The organism is Reyranella sp., assembly GCF_965249915.1.
Classification (GTDB): domain Bacteria; phylum Pseudomonadota; class Alphaproteobacteria; order Reyranellales; family Reyranellaceae; genus Reyranella.
Window position 1 is genome coordinate 2,922,321 of the sequence record NZ_OZ252257.1, and the last position, 17,196, is coordinate 2,939,516.

15 protein-coding genes are annotated in these 17,196 nt (G+C 67.4%); 5 read left to right on the forward strand and 10 right to left on the reverse strand.

The features are described from left to right. Window positions 1-3: 3 nt before the first annotated feature. The 7 genes from ACP15H_RS14430 to cimA form a co-directional block, all read right to left on the reverse strand. On the reverse strand, window positions 4-1,278 hold the full coding sequence (locus ACP15H_RS14430; RefSeq protein WP_425066873.1) for an efflux RND transporter periplasmic adaptor subunit: 1,275 nt from the start codon (window positions 1,276-1,278) through the stop codon (window positions 4-6). A gap of 150 nt (window positions 1,279-1,428) precedes the next feature. Further along, window positions 1,429-2,043, reverse strand: coding sequence for a 30S ribosomal protein S4 (rpsD, locus tag ACP15H_RS14435; RefSeq protein WP_296332703.1), 615 nt, complete (start codon window positions 2,041-2,043; stop codon window positions 1,429-1,431). 190 nt (window positions 2,044-2,233) lie between these two features. Continuing rightward, window positions 2,234-2,656 carry an OsmC family protein gene (locus ACP15H_RS14440; RefSeq protein ID WP_422029605.1) on the reverse strand — a complete coding sequence of 141 codons (423 nt, stop codon included), beginning with the start codon at window positions 2,654-2,656 and terminating at the stop codon, window positions 2,234-2,236. Between the two features lie 2 nt (window positions 2,657-2,658). Beyond that, a complete protein-coding gene (locus ACP15H_RS14445) occupies window positions 2,659-3,423 on the reverse strand; it encodes an RNA methyltransferase (RefSeq protein WP_425066874.1) in 765 nt (254 codons plus the stop codon). Between the two features lie 17 nt (window positions 3,424-3,440). Beyond that, entirely contained in the window at window positions 3,441-4,949 is a 1,509-nt protein-coding gene (locus ACP15H_RS14450; protein ID WP_425066875.1) for a DHA2 family efflux MFS transporter permease subunit, read from the reverse strand. A 3-nt stretch (window positions 4,950-4,952) separates the two neighbouring features. Next, complete coding sequence (locus ACP15H_RS14455; RefSeq protein WP_425066876.1) at window positions 4,953-6,098, reverse strand: HlyD family secretion protein; 1,146 nt, start codon at window positions 6,096-6,098, stop codon at window positions 4,953-4,955. Between the two features lie 82 nt (window positions 6,099-6,180). After that, the gene (gene cimA / locus ACP15H_RS14460) at window positions 6,181-7,785 is read right to left on the reverse strand and encodes a citramalate synthase (protein WP_425066877.1); all 1,605 of its coding nucleotides are present in this window, start codon (window positions 7,783-7,785) and stop codon (window positions 6,181-6,183) included. A 386-nt stretch (window positions 7,786-8,171) separates the two neighbouring features. On the opposite strand from cimA, the gene ACP15H_RS14465 reads away from it, so the two are divergent. From ACP15H_RS14465 to ACP15H_RS14475, 3 genes are all read left to right on the forward strand, one after another. Then, complete coding sequence (locus tag ACP15H_RS14465; RefSeq protein WP_425066878.1) at window positions 8,172-9,095, forward strand: IS110 family transposase; 924 nt, start codon at window positions 8,172-8,174, stop codon at window positions 9,093-9,095. A gap of 404 nt (window positions 9,096-9,499) precedes the next feature. Beyond that, complete coding sequence (locus ACP15H_RS14470; protein WP_425066879.1) at window positions 9,500-10,618, forward strand: mandelate racemase/muconate lactonizing enzyme family protein; 1,119 nt, start codon at window positions 9,500-9,502, stop codon at window positions 10,616-10,618. A gap of 133 nt (window positions 10,619-10,751) precedes the next feature. Next, window positions 10,752-12,353, forward strand: coding sequence for an ABC-F family ATP-binding cassette domain-containing protein (locus tag ACP15H_RS14475; RefSeq protein WP_425066880.1), 1,602 nt, complete (start codon window positions 10,752-10,754; stop codon window positions 12,351-12,353). On the opposite strand, the gene ACP15H_RS14480 is transcribed toward ACP15H_RS14475, so the two are convergent. Together ACP15H_RS14480 and ACP15H_RS14485 are read right to left on the reverse strand one after the other, a co-directional pair. Then, a complete protein-coding gene (locus ACP15H_RS14480) occupies window positions 12,350-12,844 on the reverse strand; it encodes a hypothetical protein (RefSeq protein ID WP_425066881.1) in 495 nt (164 codons plus the stop codon). The two genes, ACP15H_RS14475 and ACP15H_RS14480, sit on opposite strands and share 4 nt — an antisense overlap. A gap of 9 nt (window positions 12,845-12,853) precedes the next feature. Further along, on the reverse strand, window positions 12,854-14,248 hold the full coding sequence (locus ACP15H_RS14485; RefSeq protein ID WP_425066882.1) for a M23 family metallopeptidase: 1,395 nt from the start codon (window positions 14,246-14,248) through the stop codon (window positions 12,854-12,856). A 247-nt stretch (window positions 14,249-14,495) separates the two neighbouring features. On the opposite strand from ACP15H_RS14485, the gene ACP15H_RS14490 reads away from it, so the two are divergent. Together ACP15H_RS14490 and ACP15H_RS14495 are read left to right on the forward strand one after the other, a co-directional pair. After that, on the forward strand, window positions 14,496-15,635 hold the full coding sequence (locus ACP15H_RS14490) for a hypothetical protein (RefSeq protein WP_425066883.1): 1,140 nt from the start codon (window positions 14,496-14,498) through the stop codon (window positions 15,633-15,635). Continuing rightward, window positions 15,632-16,318, forward strand: coding sequence for a vWA domain-containing protein (locus ACP15H_RS14495; protein ID WP_425066884.1), 687 nt, complete (start codon window positions 15,632-15,634; stop codon window positions 16,316-16,318). The genes ACP15H_RS14490 and ACP15H_RS14495 overlap by 4 nt, the downstream gene beginning before the upstream one ends. Here the strand turns inward: ACP15H_RS14495 and ACP15H_RS14500 are convergent. Then, window positions 16,315-17,172 carry an ATP-grasp domain-containing protein gene (locus ACP15H_RS14500; RefSeq protein WP_425066885.1) on the reverse strand — a complete coding sequence of 286 codons (858 nt, stop codon included), beginning with the start codon at window positions 17,170-17,172 and terminating at the stop codon, window positions 16,315-16,317. The two genes, ACP15H_RS14495 and ACP15H_RS14500, sit on opposite strands and share 4 nt — an antisense overlap. Window positions 17,173-17,196: the final 24 nt, after the last annotated feature.

A 17,196-nucleotide genomic window follows, 5' to 3' on the forward strand; every position in this document is an offset into this window, starting at 1 on the left:
TGATCAGCCGCGGGGCCGCGAGGCCGTGGAAGGTGCAGCCGTCGGGACGGAAGCGGGCTGGGCCGCCCCCGGCGCGGGCGTCGGCGGCTTGATCGTGACCGGGGCCCCGTTGACCAGGCGGAGCTGGCCGTCGATCACCACCGACTCGCCGTCCTGCAACCCGGTGCCGATGACGGACTCACCGCCCTGCGTGCGCTTGATCACGACGGGACGGACCTCCGCGGTGCCGTCCTTGACGACGAACACATAGGGCCCCTGGGGGCCGAGTTGGACGGCGGCCGCCGAGACCGAAATGGCCTCGGGCTCGACGCCCAGGACCACTTCCACCTTCACGAACTGGCCCGGCCACAGGCCCTCGTTGCCGTTGTTGATGCGGGCCTTGGCGGTGACGGTGCCCGTATTGGGATCGACCGTGTTCTCGATGAAGGCCATCGTGCCGGACTGGCGCTTGTCGTTCACGATCGCGTCGACGCGGACCGGCCCCTTGGCCATGGCGGCGCGCAGGTCGGGCAGCAGGACCTGCGGCAGCGCGAAGCTGACGAAGATCGGATCGACCTGGTTGATGACGGCCAGCGTGGCGGTGGCGGTGTTGTCGGCGACGCGAACGACGGTGCCGGCCTTGCTGCTGATCGAGCCGATGCGACCCGACACGGGCGCCCGGATTTCGGTGTAGCTGAGCTGGGTCAGCGTCGCCTGACGGTTGGCCTCGTCGGATTCGAGCTGGGCTTCCAGCGACTTGAGATTGGTCGCGCTCGTATCACGCTGCACGGCCGTGCCGGCGCCCTTGCTCAAAAGCCCGTCGGCGCGCTCATTGTCGCGCTTGGCCTGCTCGATCTGCGCCTTGGTCTTGCGGATCTGCGCGTCGAGCATGCCGAGCTGGGCCTTGAGGGTGCGGTTGTCGAGTTCGAACAGCAGATCGCCCTCCTTGACCAGGGCGCCCTCCTCGACATTGACCTTCATGATCTGACTGTCCATCCGCGGCTTGATCTGGATGGAGGCGATGGCCTGGACCGTGCCGACTGCCTCGATCACCACCGACATCGGCTTCTTGCCGATCGTGGTGACGACGACCGGGACGCCAGCTCCGGGGTTGGCGCGGCCGCGACGTCCCTGCGGCTGGGCACCCGCAGCGGGACTGGCCTGAGTCTCAGCAGCCTTTGCCGTGGAGCCCATGCCGACATGGGGGCCGAGCTCGCGGATCACATCATCGCGGTAAACGTAGCCTGCCCCGCCGATCGCAACGATCGAGGCGAGAACCGCCACACGGACGAATCCCATTGCCTAGTCTCCCAAGTCCCCAAGCCCCGGCAGGATTATAGCTCTCCCACCGCCCGGCGATAGCCGGAAACAACTGTTCCGACCGGACCCCAGAAGCAAAAAACCCGCCACAAGCGGGCGGGTTTTTCGTCAAATTCAGGCGTCGGCCGATCAGCGGCTGTAATATTCGACGACCAGCGAGGGCTCCATCTGGACCGGGTACGGCACGTCGGCGAGCTTCGGCCCGCGCACGTAGGTACCCTTCATGTCCTTGTGGTCGACCGTCACGTACTCAGGCACGTCGCGCTCGGCGGTCTGCGTCGCCTCGAGGACCCGCTCCATCTGGCTGGCCTTGGAGGTCAGCTCGATGACGTCGTTGTCCTTGACCTGGTACGACGCGATGTTCACGCGGCGGCCGTTGACCTTGACGTGACCGTGGCTGACCAGCTGGCGCGAGGCGAAGACGGTGATGGCGAACTTCATGCGGTAGATCACCGCGTCCAGACGGCGCTCCAGCAGCTCGACCAGGTTTTCGCCGGTGTCGCCCTTGCGGCGGACGGCTTCGGCATAATAGCGGCGGAGCTGACGCTCGCTGACCGAGCCGTAGTAGCCCTTGAGGCGCTGCTTCGCCATGAGCTGGAGGCGGTAGTCGGTCGGCTTGGTGCGACCCTGGCCGTGCTGGCCGGGACCGTATTCACGCTTGTTGAGCGGGCTCTTGGGACGGCCCCACAGGTTCACCCTGAGGCGGCGGTCGATCTTGTACTTCGAATTTGCGCGCTTGCTCACGCTGCACTCCGTCATTGTGCGCCCCGCTTCGCGGGTACGCCGTGTTGTCCGGATAGGCCTTGGTCCGACATCAAAGTCGGGGCGGGAGGAGAGCCCGAACGGCCCTCAACCACGTTCTCCGGAAGAAGGGCGGAACATACTGGCCGTTTGCGGCCAGTCAAGCAGGCGTTAATCCTGAAAAATCAAGGGCTTAGATCTCGACCAAGACGACTTCGTGGGTCACGGCGGCGGATTTCTTCACCATCGCGGTGGCCGAACAGTACTTTTCGTCGGACAGGCTGACCGCCCGCTCGACCAGCGCCTTGTTCAGTTTCCGGCCGCGCACCGTGTAGACCAGCTTCACCGAGGTGTAGACCTTGGGATGGTCCTCGGCCCGCTCGGCGACCAGCGAAACCTCGACGCCCTCGATATCCTGGCGCTGCTTCTTCAGCATCGAAACCACGTCGATCGCGGTGCAGCCGCCCATCCCCATCAGCAGGACCTCCATCGGCCGGGACGCGAGGTTGCGGCCGCCGATGTCGGGGGCGCCGTCCATGGTGATCGTGTGGCCGCTGCCGCCTTCGGCGACCAGCAGCGCGCCGTCGACCCAGGTGATCTTGGCAGTGGTGGACATGGCTATTCCTCGTGCTGTTTCTTGGACAGGAACTTGATGACGCCGTGGAAGGTGCGGGCCTCCTGCTCCGTCATCTCGGCGCGCTGCAGCAGCGCCCGAAGATTGAGCACCATGGAGGGGCGCATCTCCTTGTTCCGCAGGAAGCCCGACTGGTCGAGCGCGCGCTCGAGATGGTCGAACAGGTTCTGCATTTCCTCCTTGGTGGCGGGCCGAGTCGCATGGTCGGCCAGGCGCACGGGCGGCGTCGTATCGGCGGCGGCGGTCCATTCGTAGGCCACCAGCAGCACGGCCTGCGCCATGTTCAGCGACGAGAATTGCGGATTGAGCGGGATCGAGAGCGCGGTGTCGGCATGCACCATGTCGTCGTTCTCGAGACCGGTCCGCTCGGGCCCGAACATGATGCCCACGCCTTCGCCCTGCCCGATCCAGCGGCGCATATCGGACGCGGCCTGGCGCGGCGTCAGGATGCGCTGCACCAGCTCGCGATTGCGCGCCGTGGTGGCGACCACATGTTCGAGGTCGGCGACGGCCTCGCCCACGCTGTCGAACACCTCGGCCTTCTCCAGCACGATGTCGGCCCCCGAGGCGGCGCGCTGCGCCCGCTCGTTGGGCCAGCCGTCGCGGGGCGCGACCAGCCTGAGCGTCGACAGGCCACAATTCAGCATGGCGCGCGCGGCCATGCCGATATTCTCTCCGAGTTGCGGGCGTACGAGGATCACCGCCGGTGTGACGGCGGCGACGTCGCGGCCCTTCGATGCGCGTCCCATGCCGCCGTATAACGTGGTTAGCGCCCGCCGATAAGGGCCGGGCGTCGCATCAGGAAAAGCAGCGGGATCAGCACCAGCGAGCAGATCATCATGATGCGGAAGTCGTTGAGGTAGCCGATCAGCGCGGCCTGGCGGGTGATCTCGCCGTCCCAGAGCGCGAGCTGCGTCGGGTCGAGACTGACCCCGGTGGGATTCATCGGCCAACCGGGATGATAGGGCGTGAACTTCTCGACCATGTCGGCGCGGTTCTGCTGGGTGTTGCTGGCCAGCATCGAGACCAAAACGGCGATGCCGATGCTGGCGCCCAGGTTGCGCAGAAGCGCGTTGACCGCCGCCCCCTCGGTGCGCAGGCGCTGCGGCAGGGTGGCGAAGGTGAGAACGGTGAGCGGCGGAAACACCAGACCGAGCCCGAATCCCAGCAGGATGCCGTTCCAGACGATGCGGCCCTCGCTGACATTGAGGTTGAACAGCGTCATGTCGTAGAGCGACACCGCCGCCAGCGCGAAGCCGGCGCCGATCAGCAGGCGCGCATCCATACGGCCGATCAGGCGCGACACCATCATCATCGAGACCATCATCCCGGCGCCGCGCGGCGCCAGCACCACGCCGGTCGTGAACACCGGATAGCCCATCAGCTGCTGCAGGAACGGCGGCATCAGGGTCGCCGTCACGATCAGCACGAGACCCGCCAGCGCCGTGAAGCAGAGCCCGACCGTGAGGTTTCGGTCGCGGAACAGCTCGCGCGACAGGAACGGCTGGCGGTCGGTCATCATGTGGATCACGAACATGGCGAAGGCCACGGCCGCCACGAGCGTCTCGCCGATGATCTCGACCGAGTCGAACCAGTCGAGCATATGGCCGCGGTCGAGCATGAGCTGGAAGGAGCCGATGGCGACCGCCAGCAGGGTGAAGCCCATCAGGTCGAAGCGCCGCGGCGCGCCGTGTACGTTATCGCGCACCAGAGCGAGGATACCGACCGCGCACAGGATGCCGACCGGCAGGTTGACGTAGAACACCCAGCGCCACGAAAACTCGTCGGTCAGCCAGCCGCCCAGCGACGGGCCCGCGATGGGGCCGAGCATCGTGCCGACGCCCCACATGGCCATCGCCTTGCCCTGCTCCTCGCGCGGGTAGGTGTCCATCATGATGGCCTGCGAGACGGGCACCAGCGCCGCGCCAAACCCGCCCTGCAGGGCGCGGAACAGGACGAGCTGGTCGAGCGTCTGGGCGGCGCCGCACATCATCGACACGATGGTGAAGCCGATCACGCAGGTCGCCAGCGTCCGGCGCAGCCCGAAGCGCATGGCGCAGAAGCCGGCCAGCGGCGTCAGGATGGCGGAGGCCACGATATAAGAGGTGACGACCCAGGAGACCTGCTCCTGCGTCGCCGAGAGAGAGCCCTGGATCGACGGCAGCGCCACGTTGGCGATGGTGCCGTCGAGTGCGTGCATGATGGTGGCGGCCATCACCGTGAAGGTGATCAGGCGGCGGCGGCGCAGGACTGCCGGGTCGACGGCCGGCGCCATCGGTCAGGGCTTCGGCGAAGCCGGCGCGCCCGAGAGGCCGAGCGACTTGGCCCAGCCGGCCCACAGGCTCGCGAGCGAGCGCGTGTGGCCCGTCTCGACCTCGACGGTCGTGCTCATGCCGACGCGAAGCGGCGGGTCGCCCTCCCGGCAGGCGACCGAGAGGCGGACGGGAATGCGCTGGACCACCTTCACCCAGTTGCCGGTGGCGTTCTGCGGCGGCAGCACGGCGAACTCCGCGCCGGTCGACTGCGAGATGCTCGACACCGTGCCCCAGCATTCGGAGTCCGGATAGGTGTCGACATGGATCAGCACCTTCTGACCTGCCCGCACGCGCGTGAGCTCGGTCTCCTTGAAGTTGGCCTCGATCCACAGATCGGTGTCGGCCACCACCACCATCACCGGCACGCCCGCGGTGGCATAGCTCCCCGGCACCGGACGCTTGCTCACGATGCCGTCGATGGGCGATTCGATCGTGGTGCGGCGCAGCTGCAGCAGCGCCTCCTCGCGCATCGCCATCATCTGGCGCACGCGCGGATGGTCGTCGGCGCGAATCTTGGGATCGCCGGCCAGCGCCGCCTCGATGCGCAGCAGATCCTCCTGGGCCGCCGAGATGCGCTGGCGCGCGATCTCGAGGCCCATCCGGGCCTCCTCGAGCTTGGCCGTGGAGGCCACCTTCTTCTCGGCGAGTTCCTGCTGCCGGTCGAACTCGGCCTGGGCGAAGGTCTGCTGGCTGAGCGCCGCCTTGATCTCCTCGCGCTTGGTCCGCCATTGGGCGCGCAGGCCGCGGATTTCGGCGCGTACGGTCTCGGTCTCGGCTTCGATGCGGGTCAGCGCATGACGGTAGGACTGATCGTCGAGCCGGAACAGGAGCTGGCCGCGCGAGACCTTCTCGTTCTCCTGCACCGGCACCTCCACGATGAGGCCGGAAAGCTGGGTCGCGATCTGGGCGCGGTCGCCCTTCACATAGGCGTTGTCGGTGGTGACGCTGCCGCCCGACGACAGCCAGACGAACAGCGTGGCGAAGAGCACGATCCCCGGCAGCGCCCACATGAAGGCGCGCGCGAGCACGCGGGCGCCCAGCCGCGGACGGCGCAGGGCAGCCGCCGCGATGGGCGGTGTCTGGGTGTCCAGATGCTCTCCGTCTCGCACGATTATATCGTCTGCCCCGCTCTACCCGCGGTCAACCGGCAGGTGCGGCATGGCTGCTACGCCGGCTGCGCCGGAGGTGCCGCTAGGCAGGTTGCGCCGGGCGGGCGCCGTCGCGGAAGAGCTTGTAGGTAAGGGCGTCGTAGAGCGCGTTGTACGAAGCGTCCACGATGTTGGGCGAGACGCCGATCGTGCTCCAGCGCCGGCCCTTCGCATCCGCACTCTCGATCATGACGCGCGTCGTCGCCGCCGTGCCGCCTGCCGAATCGAGGATGCGGACCTTGAAGTCGACCAGCCGCATGTCCTCCAGCTCCGGATAGACCGGCACCAGCGCCTTTCGCAGCGCAGCATCGAGCGCGTTCACGGGGCCGTTGCCCTCGCCCACCTCCATCGCGCGGCGACCGGCGACGTCGAGCTTCACCGTAGCTTCCGACATCGCCACGGTCTGGCCGCGTGCATTGACGCGACGCTCGACGAGGACGCGGAAGCTGTGCAGCGCGAAATAGTCCGGCAGCGTATGCAATTCGTGCCGCGCCAGCAGCTCGAAGCTCGCATCCGCGCCGTCATAGGCATAGCCCTCGGACTCGCGGTCCTTCACGATCTCGAGCAGGCGCGCGACGCCGGGATGCTTGGGGTCGACGTCGAGGCCGATCTGGCGGAAGCGGGCCATGATGTTGGACCGGCCGGCCTGGTCGCTGACGACGATGATGCGCTGGTTGCCGACGACCTCCGGATCGACATGCTCGTAGGTCTTCGGATCCTTCTCGACCGCCGATACATGCAGCCCGCCTTTGTGGGCGAAGGCGCGCGTGCCGACATAGGCCGCGCTGCGGTTGGTCGGCATGTTCAGCCGGTCGTCGAGCAGGCGCGACAGGTGCGTGAGCCTCTGCATCGCCCCGTCCTTCAGCCCGGTGTCGAAGCCCATCTTCAGCACGAGATTGGGGATCAGCGCGATCATGTTGGCGTTGCCGCAGCGCTCGCCCAGCCCGTTGATCGTGCCCTGGACCTGGCGCACGCCCGCGCGCACGGCGGCCAGCGAGTTGGCCACGGCATTCTCGGTGTCGTTGTGCGTGTGGATGCCGAGCCGGTCGCCCGGGATCTTCTTCACCACCTCCCCCACGATGCGCTCGATCTCGTGCGGCAGGGTTCCGCCGTTGGTGTCGCAGAGCACCATCCAGCGTGCCCCCGCCTTCTCGGCGGCGGCGAGGCAGGCCATCGCATAGTCGGGATTGGCCTTGTAGCCGTCGAAGAAATGCTCGGCGTCGAACATCGTCTCTTCCATGCGGGTCTTCGCATAGGCGAGCGAGTCGGAGATCATCTCGAGATATTCGCCACGGTCGACCTCGAGGGCGACGTCGACATGGAAGTCCCAGGTCTTGCCGACCATGCAGACGTTGCGCGCCTTGGTCTGCAGGATCGCGGCGAGGCCGGGATCGTTGGCAGCGCTGCGGCCAGCGCGACGTGTCATGCCGAAGGCCACGAACTTGGCGTTCTGGAACTCCGGCGGATCGGCGAAGAACCGGTCGTCTGTGGGATTGGCGCCCGGCCAGCCGCCTTCAATATAGTCGATGCCCAACCGGTCGAGCTCGCGCGCGATCGCGGCCTTGTCGGCCACGGTGAAATCGACGCCCTGCGTCTGGGCCCCGTCTCGCAGGGTGGTATCGAAGAGATAGACTCGGTTATCGGTCATGTCGGCTTGCTCGTTGGGACGCGCATCATAAGGTCGAAGTGTTCGGGGGGAATAAACCTATGCAGGAGCGCGTCAAGAGCGCCCTTAAATAGGGTTGATGGCATATCCCTATTTTGGGGTTCGCCATTCTGTCGTCTCCGCGGCCCCGGCAGCAGACGCCGTGCGGGTTCCCACCCTTCGAGACGCTGCCTAAGGCCGCTCCTTGTATCAAGACACGGCCGCGCCGGCGTAGAGTTGCAGGTGCGGTCTCGGTGGAGAGCCCGCAGGCTCCTGGGGCCTCCAAGCCCGTCCCTGAGCTCGGCGCCTCCACCGTTGATTTTGTGATCCCGAACGGTCGCCTGGGCCGAACCGCGAGCCCGCATGCGCAAGGATGGGAGCCAAGATCCATGTTCGTAGGTATCGATGTGGCGAAAGAGCGCCTGGATGTTCATGTGCGCCCCGCCGGCGAGGCCTTCACCGTTGCCCGCAACGGAGAAGGCATCGAGGACCTGATTGGGCGGCTGAGTAAAATGGCACCTGCTCTGATCGTGCTCGAAGCAACCGGTGGCTTCGAGACGATCGTGGCGGCAGGCCTGGGCGCGGCGGGCCTGCCCGTGGCGGTCGTCAATCCACGGCAGATCCGAGACTTCGCCCGGGCCACCGCACGGCTGGCCAAGACCGATGCGCTGGATGCCGCTGTCATCGCCCACTTCGCCGAGGCGGTGAACCCACCGGCGCGACCGCTCGCTGACGAGCAGTCCAGACTGTTGGGCGAACTGATGGCCCGCCGCCGTCAGCTCGTCGAGATGATCGGGGCCGAGAGCAATCGCCGGCGCATGCTCACAGTTCGACGCACCCTCAAGAGCGTCGATCGCGTGCTTGCCACCTTGAAGGCCCAGCTCGAACAGATCGACGACGACATCGACACCGCCGTCCGGGGAACACCGACCTGGCGGGAAGCGGAGGACCTTCTGATCAGCGTTCCCGGCATCGGGCCCAGGATCGCCCGCACCCTGATCGCCGAACTGCCTGAACTGGGCCGTCTCGGCCGACGCGAGATTGCTTCCCTGACCGGCGTCGCCCCGTTCAATCGCGACAGCGGCACCTTGCGTGGCCGCCGTACCATCGCGGGAGGACGACCCGTCGTACGGGCTGCCCTCTACATGAGCATCCTCGTCTCCATCCGCCGCAAGCTGCCCTTGGCGCTGACCTATCATCGCCTGCGCGCCGCAGGAAAGCCGGCAAAGGTCGCCATCGTCGCTTGCATGCGCAAGCTCGTGACCATCCTCAACGCCATCCTCAGGGACAGAAAACAATGGGCAAACGCTTGACCAACACGACGGTCGCTCAGGGTGAGGTAATTTTTGGGCGTGCAGCTACAGTAAACGACTTCATCCTGAGGAGGCGCGAAGCGCCGTCTCGAAGGATGGGCTACCCCGGATTAGAGCTTCCTTACTTGGCCCGAGACCAGCCCTTGATCTGGCGCTCGACGGCAACGGCGCCGGCAAATTCAGGAAGTGGGCGGCCCGCACCAACGTCGCCGGCCGGCGGTTCGACGTATAGCCGCCGTAGGTTCCGCCGTTGTGTTCCGAGATCCGTCTGGCCAGACCGAGCCGGGCCCATCCAACGTCGTAGCTCCCGTCGGCACATGTCAGCATGTAGACGTGGGCACCGGGTTCGTCGGACATTCGATGGCGAGCACAATCCTTAGAGACCGATTAGGGGAAGAAACGCCATGACCACCGCCACCACCATCACCGAACTGCGCACGACGCTCCTGCAGGTGCCGTGGCGGTCGTCGCCGCCGGCCGCCGGGATCCTGGCGCCGGGGCCGCGCGAGATTTTCGTGCTGGAGATCGAGACGCAGGGCGGGCTGATCGGCATGAGTTACCTGATGCCGCTGCACGGCGGGTTGCACACGCTGGACGCCTGCATGAAGGAGCTGGTCGCGCCCTATGTGATCGGCCGCGACGCCACCGAGATCGAGGGCATCTGGCAGACCCTCTACAAGAACAATTTCTGGCTCGGCCGCATGGGCGTCACCCTGGCCGCCCAGAGCGCCGTCGATATGGCGCTGTGGGACATCGTGGGCAAGCGCGCCAGCCTGCCGCTGTTCCGCCTGTGGGGTGCCGCGCGCACCAAGATCCCGGCCTACGGGTCGGGCTGTTTCCGGGGGCTCGGCCGTGACGGCATGATCAGCCGCGCGAAGGAGTTCACCGCCCAGGGGCTCACGGCCATCAAGATGCAGGTGGCGCATATCCGGCCGTGGCGCGAGGACGTCGCGAACGTGCGGGCGATGCGCGAGGAAATGGGCGACGGCATCGAGATCATGATCGACGTCAACATGGGCTGGGATGCCGACACCGCCATCCAGGCCGGCCACCGGATCGACGAGTTCGATCCCTACTGGCTCGAGGAGCCGGTTGTCGCGGAAGACTTCGCAGGCTATCGCCGCATCGCCGCGGCGCTGAAGACGCGCGTGGTCGGCGGCGAGAGCCACTTCATGCGGAACGACCTCAGGCCGTTCTTCGAGCATCCCGGCACGCCGATCCTGCAGCCCGACCCGATGCGCGGCGGCTACTCGGAGTTGCGCAAGATCGCGTCGATGGCCGAGCCCTACGGCATCCGCCTGGCGCCGCACCTGTTCCACGAGCAGATGGTCCATGTGCTGGCCTCGATCCCCAATGCCAGCTACCTCGAATACATGGACTGGAACGACGATCTCTGGATCGAGCCGGTCCTGCCCGCCCAGGACGGCACCATGTCGCCTCCGGAACGGCCCGGTCACGGGCTGGCGTTCCGGCCAGAGATCCTGAAGGACCATCGCATCGGCGGTCAGCGTCTCAAGGGTTGACAGCGCGCTTGCTTGATTCGGGCGACGGCCGCACCTATCTAGCAGCCGTCGCCCACAGATACGGACCGCACCGAAATGGATTTCCACCTGACCGCAATGCCCGCTCGCCTTGCCATCAGGGGACTCCGTTTCCATGCCTTCCATCACGCTCTCCGGCCTCACCGCGACCACGCCTGACGGCCGCGCCCTCTTCTCCAATCTCGATCTCAGCTTCGACGGCGGCCGCACCGGCCTCGTCGGCCGCAACGGCGTCGGCAAGTCGACGCTGCTCGGCATCATGGCCGGCACGCTGTCGCCGCAGGCGGGAACGGTATCGACGACCGGCAAGATCGGTGTCCTGCGGCAGACGGTGCAGGTCGCTGCCGACGAGACGCTGGCCGACCTGATCGGCGTAACGGGCGCTCTCGACGTGCTGCGCCGCGCCGAGGAAGGCCGGGCCAGCGCCGACGAGCTGGCTTCGGCCGACTGGACCCTCGAAGCGCGCATCGCCTCGGCACTGCGTCGCGTCGGGCTCGACGCCGGGCCGTCGACGGTGCTGTCGGCGCTTTCCGGCGGGCAACGCACGCGCGCCGCCCTGTGCGCGCTGGTCCTGGCCGAACCGGACTTCATCCTGCTGGACGAGCCCACCAACAATCTCGATCGCGAGGGGCGCGCGTCCGTGATCGAGCTGCTGTCGACGTGGCGGGCGAGCGCGATCGTCGTCAGCCATGACCGCGAGCTGCTGGAGACGATGGACGCCATCGTCGAAATGACCTCGCTGGGCGTCACCCGCTATGGCGGCAACTGGAGTCACTATCGCGAGCGCAAGGCACTCGAGCTCGCTGCCGCGCGGCGCGACCTCGACGATGCCGAACGCCGGGTCGAAGAGGTGGCCCGCGCCGCGCAGTCGACGGCCGAGCGCAAGGCGCGCAGGGACGGCGCCGGGCAGCGCAAGCGGGCGAAGGGCGACATGCCACGCATCCTGGCCGGTGCGCGCCAGAACCGCGCCGAGAGCACCTCGGGCGACAATGCCCGCGTCGCCGAGCGGCGACGGACGCAGGCGCTCGAGGATGCTGCCGTGGCGCGCCAACGCATCGAGGTCCTGCAGCCTTTGTGGGTGGCCTTGCCCTCCACCGGGCTGCCGGCTGGCAAGCTGGTGCTGCGCCTCGACGCGGTGAGCGCCGGCTACGGTACGGCGCGCCCGGTCATCGACGGCCTGACGTTCGCCGTCACCGGCCCGGAGCGCGTGGCGATCACCGGACCGAACGGATCGGGCAAGACGACGCTGCTCGCGCTCATCTCCGGCAAACTGGAGCCTTCGTCTGGCAGCGTGCGACGGCATACGGACTTCGCAATGCTCGACCAGCAGGTGAGCCTGCTCGATCCGTCGCGGTCGATCCGCGACAATTTCCTCGACCTCAATCCAGGTGCCGACGAGAATGCCTGCCGCTCAGTCCTCGCCCGCTTCATGTTCCGTGCCGACGCGGCGTTGCAGATCGTGTCGACGCTGAGCGGCGGCCAGATGCTGCGCGCCGGCCTCGCCTGCGTATTGGGCGGCAACAGCCCGCCCCCGCTGCTGATCCTCGACGAGCCGACCAACCATCTCGACATCGAGTCGATCGAAGCGATCGAGGCCGGCCTGCGTGCCTATGACGGTGCGCTGCTGGTGGTGAGCCATGACGAACCGTTCCTCGAGGCGATCGGCATTACGCGCCGGCTGGAGCTTTCCCCTTCGCCGGAACCTCGCCCTCGTTAGACACCTGGAGAAACGCACTGCCGGACGAAACGCCGGCTCACCTGCTCATAGATCGTGTCGCCGGTTCGCGTCGCCAGCAGCGCGGCCCGGGCGTCGGATACGACGATGGTCGCGCGGCCAGACGGGCCACCGCAGGTCAGGCGCTTGGCGACCGGCGCCGACGCTGTGCCGCCGATGCCGCGCAGCGGCTCCAGCAGATCGTAGACCCTTGGCGTGTCGGGAGCTGGCGGCGAGCCGCAGAGCTCGTGATCGGTCGACATCCAGAGATGGACGCTGCCGGCCGGTCCACAGGTGATCTCCTCGATCACCTCGCTGTCGCGAAATCCCACTGTCAGCCGATCGGCGCAGAGCTGGTAGACCAGCACGTTCATGCCGCCTTCGCCGCCGTCGAGGACTCCGCTCTCGCAATCTGCCGCGAACGCCGCTCCGCCGCCCTGCAGCACCGCCGAGGCGGCGAGCAGGACAATGCAGAGGGCGTTGATCCTGGCCATTCGCTCCCGTCAATTGCTCTCTTCGCCGCCGGGAGTCGGCGCCGTGTCGCGGACACGATCGGTTTCGGCGACCTGCGCCTTGAAGCGTTCGAGATCCTTGCCGGCGAGGCGCGTGCGCTGCGCGGTACGGGCCATGGTGAGCGGATCGATGGGAGTGCCCCCGCGATGCAATTCGAAGTGCAGGTGCGGGCCGGTCGAGAGGCCGGTGCTGCCGACATAGCCGATCACCTGGCCCTGGCGCACGCGCGCGCTGCGCTTCACCCCGGCGGCGATGCGAGACATGTGCGCGTAGCCGGTGGCGAGGCCGCCGTCGTGGCCGATCTTGACCCAGTTGCCATAGCCGCCGAACCGCCCGGCCTCGATCACATGGCCCGAACCGGCGGCGAGGATCGGTGTGCCCGGCGGCGCGGCGAAATCGATGCCTGCATGCAGCCGCGTGAACCGCAGGACCGGATGCTGGCGCAGGCCGAAGCGGGAGGAAATGCGGCTCATGTTCAGCGGCGTGCGCAGCAGCGCCTTGACCACGCTTTCGCCCTCGCGATTGTAGAAGAACTCTTCACCGTCCTGCGGATCGAAACGGTAGATGCTGTAGGTCTCGGCACCGCCGCCCGTGGTGATCTCGGCCCACAGCACGCGTCCGTCATCCGCCGGCCTGCCATCGCTGGTCCATGAACGCTCGACCAGCACGTCGAACCGGTCGCCGGGCTTGATGTCGTGCTGGAAGTTCACATCCCAGGAGAAGGCGCGCAGCATTTCCGCCAGTGGTCCATGCGGCACGCCGGCCGCCTCGGCACTGCCAATCACCGACCCGTCGACTTCGCCCGAGGCGCGCATCAGCCTGGGCGCGACCTCGAAGACCTCCTCCTCCAGACTGTAGCTGCCGTCATCGTCGCGCTCGACGTTGAACGCGCGTTGCGGTTCGGGGCGGATCGACAGCCCGACCAGGACAGTCGGCTTCTCTTCATGCAGCTGCCGAAGCTTCACGATCAGGGCCTGACCGATCGGCAGCCGATCCAGACGCACGCGAGCGGCGAGGACAGCGACGATCTCGGCAACGTCGGCGGCCTCGATGCCGAGCCGGCCGAGAACACGGGCGACCGTATCGCCCTTCTGCAATTCGATCGCCGCTTCGACGTGCGGTGGCGCGAAATCCGGTGGCGTGGGATCCGCCACGTCGGGATCGGGAAGGACGGTCGCGATGTCGGTCACCGGCGCTTCCGGGGCCGCCATCAGCGCCACCGGCGTTCCCGATTCGGGATAGAGGTCGAGTTCGCCGGCAACGCGTTGCGATATCTTCTTCGCGGGCAGCGCCAGCAGGCTGACCATCGCCAGGACGACCAGACTGCCGAAACACGTTCCGACGATCTTCCAGGGACGGCCGGTTGCGGCTGCGGGACGAATCACTTCAATAGGTCGCTGTGCCATGAAAGCCTGCGGATGGGGCATTCCTGGGAGGTCCTCTGGGGACAGGGTTGGGGGAGTAGCAGGACGCTCAGCCTGCGTCGGCGCGGGCGGAGAATTGGTCGGAATGTTGGCAGCAATGTGGTTCCGCGTCGTCGCGACGCGGTCTCGTGCGATACCTGACACAGCGACGCTTACCAGCGCAGCCGAGCGCCTTTGTTTTGGCGATATCCCACACCATCTGTCGCGCATGGTGGAAGCGTTGCAGGCGTGGCTTTCCGACGGGACGCATCTCGCCTTTCTGGCCGGCGGCATCGTCCTGCTCTATCTGGCGCGCGACGCGGCGCACCGCCTGCTGCGCGCAGCCTTCCTGCTGGCCTCGCACACGCTTCGTCTCATCGAACGATGGATCGGCTTCGGTGCCTCCTCGGCCAATGCGCGATACGAAAGACTGACCGCGGGCATGAAGGAAGCGGAACTGCAGCCGCGACTGCCGGCGGAAATGCGCGACGTCCATCGCCTTGTCGATCGTCAAAGCCCGGACGATCCCAGGAGGCAGGCCGCGCTCGAGCGCCTCGAGGCGAATGTCGCCGAACATCGGCAAGTGATCCAGTCCTATGGACTCCAGCTTCACGCCATCCAGGCTTCGGCGGCGCCGGCACGTGACGTGAAACTCGGCCATTCGACCGGCATCGGCTTCGTCTTCGCGATCGTGCTGATCCTGGCCGTGGGAATCGCGGGCTGGCTCAACTTCGCGCTGCTCGAACGGCCGATGGCCGAGGTGGTGGGCGATTCCTATCGCATCATGGGCGTGCCGATCTACCGACTGGCCGCCCTCGCCATCATCGTGCTCGAGGTGGCCGTCGGCATCGTTCTGCTGGAGGCGCTGGGCGTCACGACGATGTTCCCGCAGTTCGAACGGCTGGAACAGATGAAGGGTCAGCGGCTCGCCATCATCGTCGTCATGACGACGGCCCTGGTGGTGCTGGCGCTCATCGAGGCGGCGCTCGCCCTCACCCGCGACGAGATCTCGCGGCTCGAACGCGAACTGCTGGGGACCCTGGCCGGCACGGCGCCCTCCGAAGCCGGCGAGGCCGCCGGCGCCATGGCGCGCTACGCGCAGGCGGCGTTCGGCCTGATCATACCCTTCGCCCTGGCCTTCCTGGGATTCGCCATCGAAGCGCTGATCCGCAACGGTCGCGTCGTCCTCCAGCTTCTTCTGGGCTTCATCCTCGAGTCCCTGTCCTTCGCGGTGCGCCTGCTGCGCTTTCTCGTCGAAGGGCTGCTCGCGGTGGCGCTTGCCGCCTACGATCTCGCGATCTTCCTGCCGCTGGTCGTCGAGCGGCTTGTGCGAACCCTCTTCGCGACCCGCGCGGTGCGTTCCTCATGATCGACATCGGCCGCCGTTTCTTCAATACCGGTCTCCTGGCCACGGTGACGGCCGGGTCTGCCCTCGCGCTCGGCGCGTGCGAGGAGCGCAGCGCCACTGCCTCCGCCGTCTATGGCCTGCTCGACGTGTCCAAGAGCTACTTCCGCGAAGTCGACAAGGCGCTGCGCACGCTGCGGATCACGATGGGCTTCATGCGGGCGCACGACAGTTTCGCGGTGGCCGAGATCGGGGCCTGCAGCTTCACCGACGAGGCGGTCCTGTTGAGCTTCACCGCGCCCGACCGGCCGACCGAACGCCAGCGCCTCGTTGCCGCCTATGGGCAGAAGCTCGCCGACTATGGCAGCCGCGCGAAGCCGGCGGGTTATACCGACATACGCGGCGCTTTGCTCCAGGCCGCGCAGCATCTGGCGGCCCGACAGGCGGCCACGCGCACCATCGTGTTGTTCTCCGACCTCGAAGAGGACCTGCCGCACACCTGTCGCCGCGATCCGGCACTGCCCGCCACACTCCGCGGCATGGAGGTGATCGCGACCAACGTGATCCGCCTGGCCGAAGACAATCGCGATCCCGCGCGCTACGCCCGCCGGCTGGACGGATGGCGGCAGCTCGTGGAAGCCGCCGGCGCCCGCTGGAAGGTCGCGCCCGATCCGGCCGAGGTCACGTCGCTGTTCAGGGACAGCTAGGCGAGACGCTTGAGTGTCGCCTCGGCGAAGCGATCGGCCGAGGGCGGGTCGAAATCCATGGCCAGTGCCGGCTCCAGCACTTCGACCTCGATCACGATCAGCGTACCGTCGCGCACGATACCGTCGACGCGGGCGTACAGAGGCATCTCGGGCAGGGTCGCGAGGCAGGCAGCGCCCTGGTGCGATACAGCGGGCGACGGCGCTTCGGCGGTGCGCGTCGGCTTGTAGCGAGAGTTGGAGCGGAACTCGCCGGGCGGCGGCCGCTTGCGGATGGCGTGGCTGAAGACGCCGTCGAAATAGACCAGCGACAGCTCGCCCTCGGCGATCTCCGGCAGGAACTCCTGCACCACGACGCCCGCCTGCCGCGCCTCGTCGGCAAGACCCGCGATCTGCCCAGCCAGGGTCGCGCGCTGCAACAGTTCGACCGAATGGCCCGACGCGCCGCTGGCGGGCTTCACGACGGCCTGGGCCCAGCCGGTCTCCTCGAAGACCCGGCCGATTGCCGACACCTCGCAGGGCACGACGAAGCTTCGCGGCACGCGCACGCCCGCTGCCGCGAGCTTATCCACGTAGTCCTTGCGCAGGTTCCAGCGCACCAGATCGATGGAGTTGAACAGCCGCGTCGAGGCGGCCATCGACTCGGTCCATGCCTTGAAATCTTCGAGCGCGCGGTAATAGCCCCAGGTCGAACGCAGGACGACGGCATCGGCGCCGGCGAACGCCTCGCGCGGCCCGTCCCACGGCGCGCCCGTCACGCGGCACCCGCGCCGCTCCAGCGCGTCGGCATACAGCCGGTCCGATGGTGTGATGGCGGGGTCGTCGGCGGCGGTGGCGAGAACGATGTGCGGGCCCATGCCGCTTCATAGCCAAGGAGCCGG

What these genes read in the sequence shown, in the direction of transcription:
- ACP15H_RS14475 (WP_425066880.1), top strand. Translation starts at nt 10,752, where the DNA reads ATGCCTTCCATCACGCTCTCCGGCCTCACCGCGACCACGCCTGACGGC.
- ACP15H_RS14480 (WP_425066881.1), bottom strand. Translation starts at nt 12,844, where the DNA reads ATGGCCAGGATCAACGCCCTCTGCATTGTCCTGCTCGCCGCCTCGGCG.
- cimA (WP_425066877.1), bottom strand. Translation starts at nt 7,785, where the DNA reads ATGACCGATAACCGAGTCTATCTCTTCGATACCACCCTGCGAGACGGG.
- ACP15H_RS14500 (WP_425066885.1), bottom strand. Translation starts at nt 17,172, where the DNA reads ATGGGCCCGCACATCGTTCTCGCCACCGCCGCCGACGACCCCGCCATC.
- ACP15H_RS14465 (WP_425066878.1), top strand. Translation starts at nt 8,172, where the DNA reads ATGTTCGTAGGTATCGATGTGGCGAAAGAGCGCCTGGATGTTCATGTG.
- ACP15H_RS14470 (WP_425066879.1), top strand. Translation starts at nt 9,500, where the DNA reads ATGACCACCGCCACCACCATCACCGAACTGCGCACGACGCTCCTGCAG.
- ACP15H_RS14430 (WP_425066873.1), bottom strand. Translation starts at nt 1,278, where the DNA reads ATGGGATTCGTCCGTGTGGCGGTTCTCGCCTCGATCGTTGCGATCGGC.
- ACP15H_RS14490 (WP_425066883.1), top strand. Translation starts at nt 14,496, where the DNA reads ATGGTGGAAGCGTTGCAGGCGTGGCTTTCCGACGGGACGCATCTCGCC.
- ACP15H_RS14495 (WP_425066884.1), top strand. Translation starts at nt 15,632, where the DNA reads ATGATCGACATCGGCCGCCGTTTCTTCAATACCGGTCTCCTGGCCACG.
- ACP15H_RS14440 (WP_422029605.1), bottom strand. Translation starts at nt 2,656, where the DNA reads ATGTCCACCACTGCCAAGATCACCTGGGTCGACGGCGCGCTGCTGGTC.
- ACP15H_RS14445 (WP_425066874.1), bottom strand. Translation starts at nt 3,423, where the DNA reads ATGGGACGCGCATCGAAGGGCCGCGACGTCGCCGCCGTCACACCGGCG.
- ACP15H_RS14450 (WP_425066875.1), bottom strand. Translation starts at nt 4,949, where the DNA reads ATGGCGCCGGCCGTCGACCCGGCAGTCCTGCGCCGCCGCCGCCTGATC.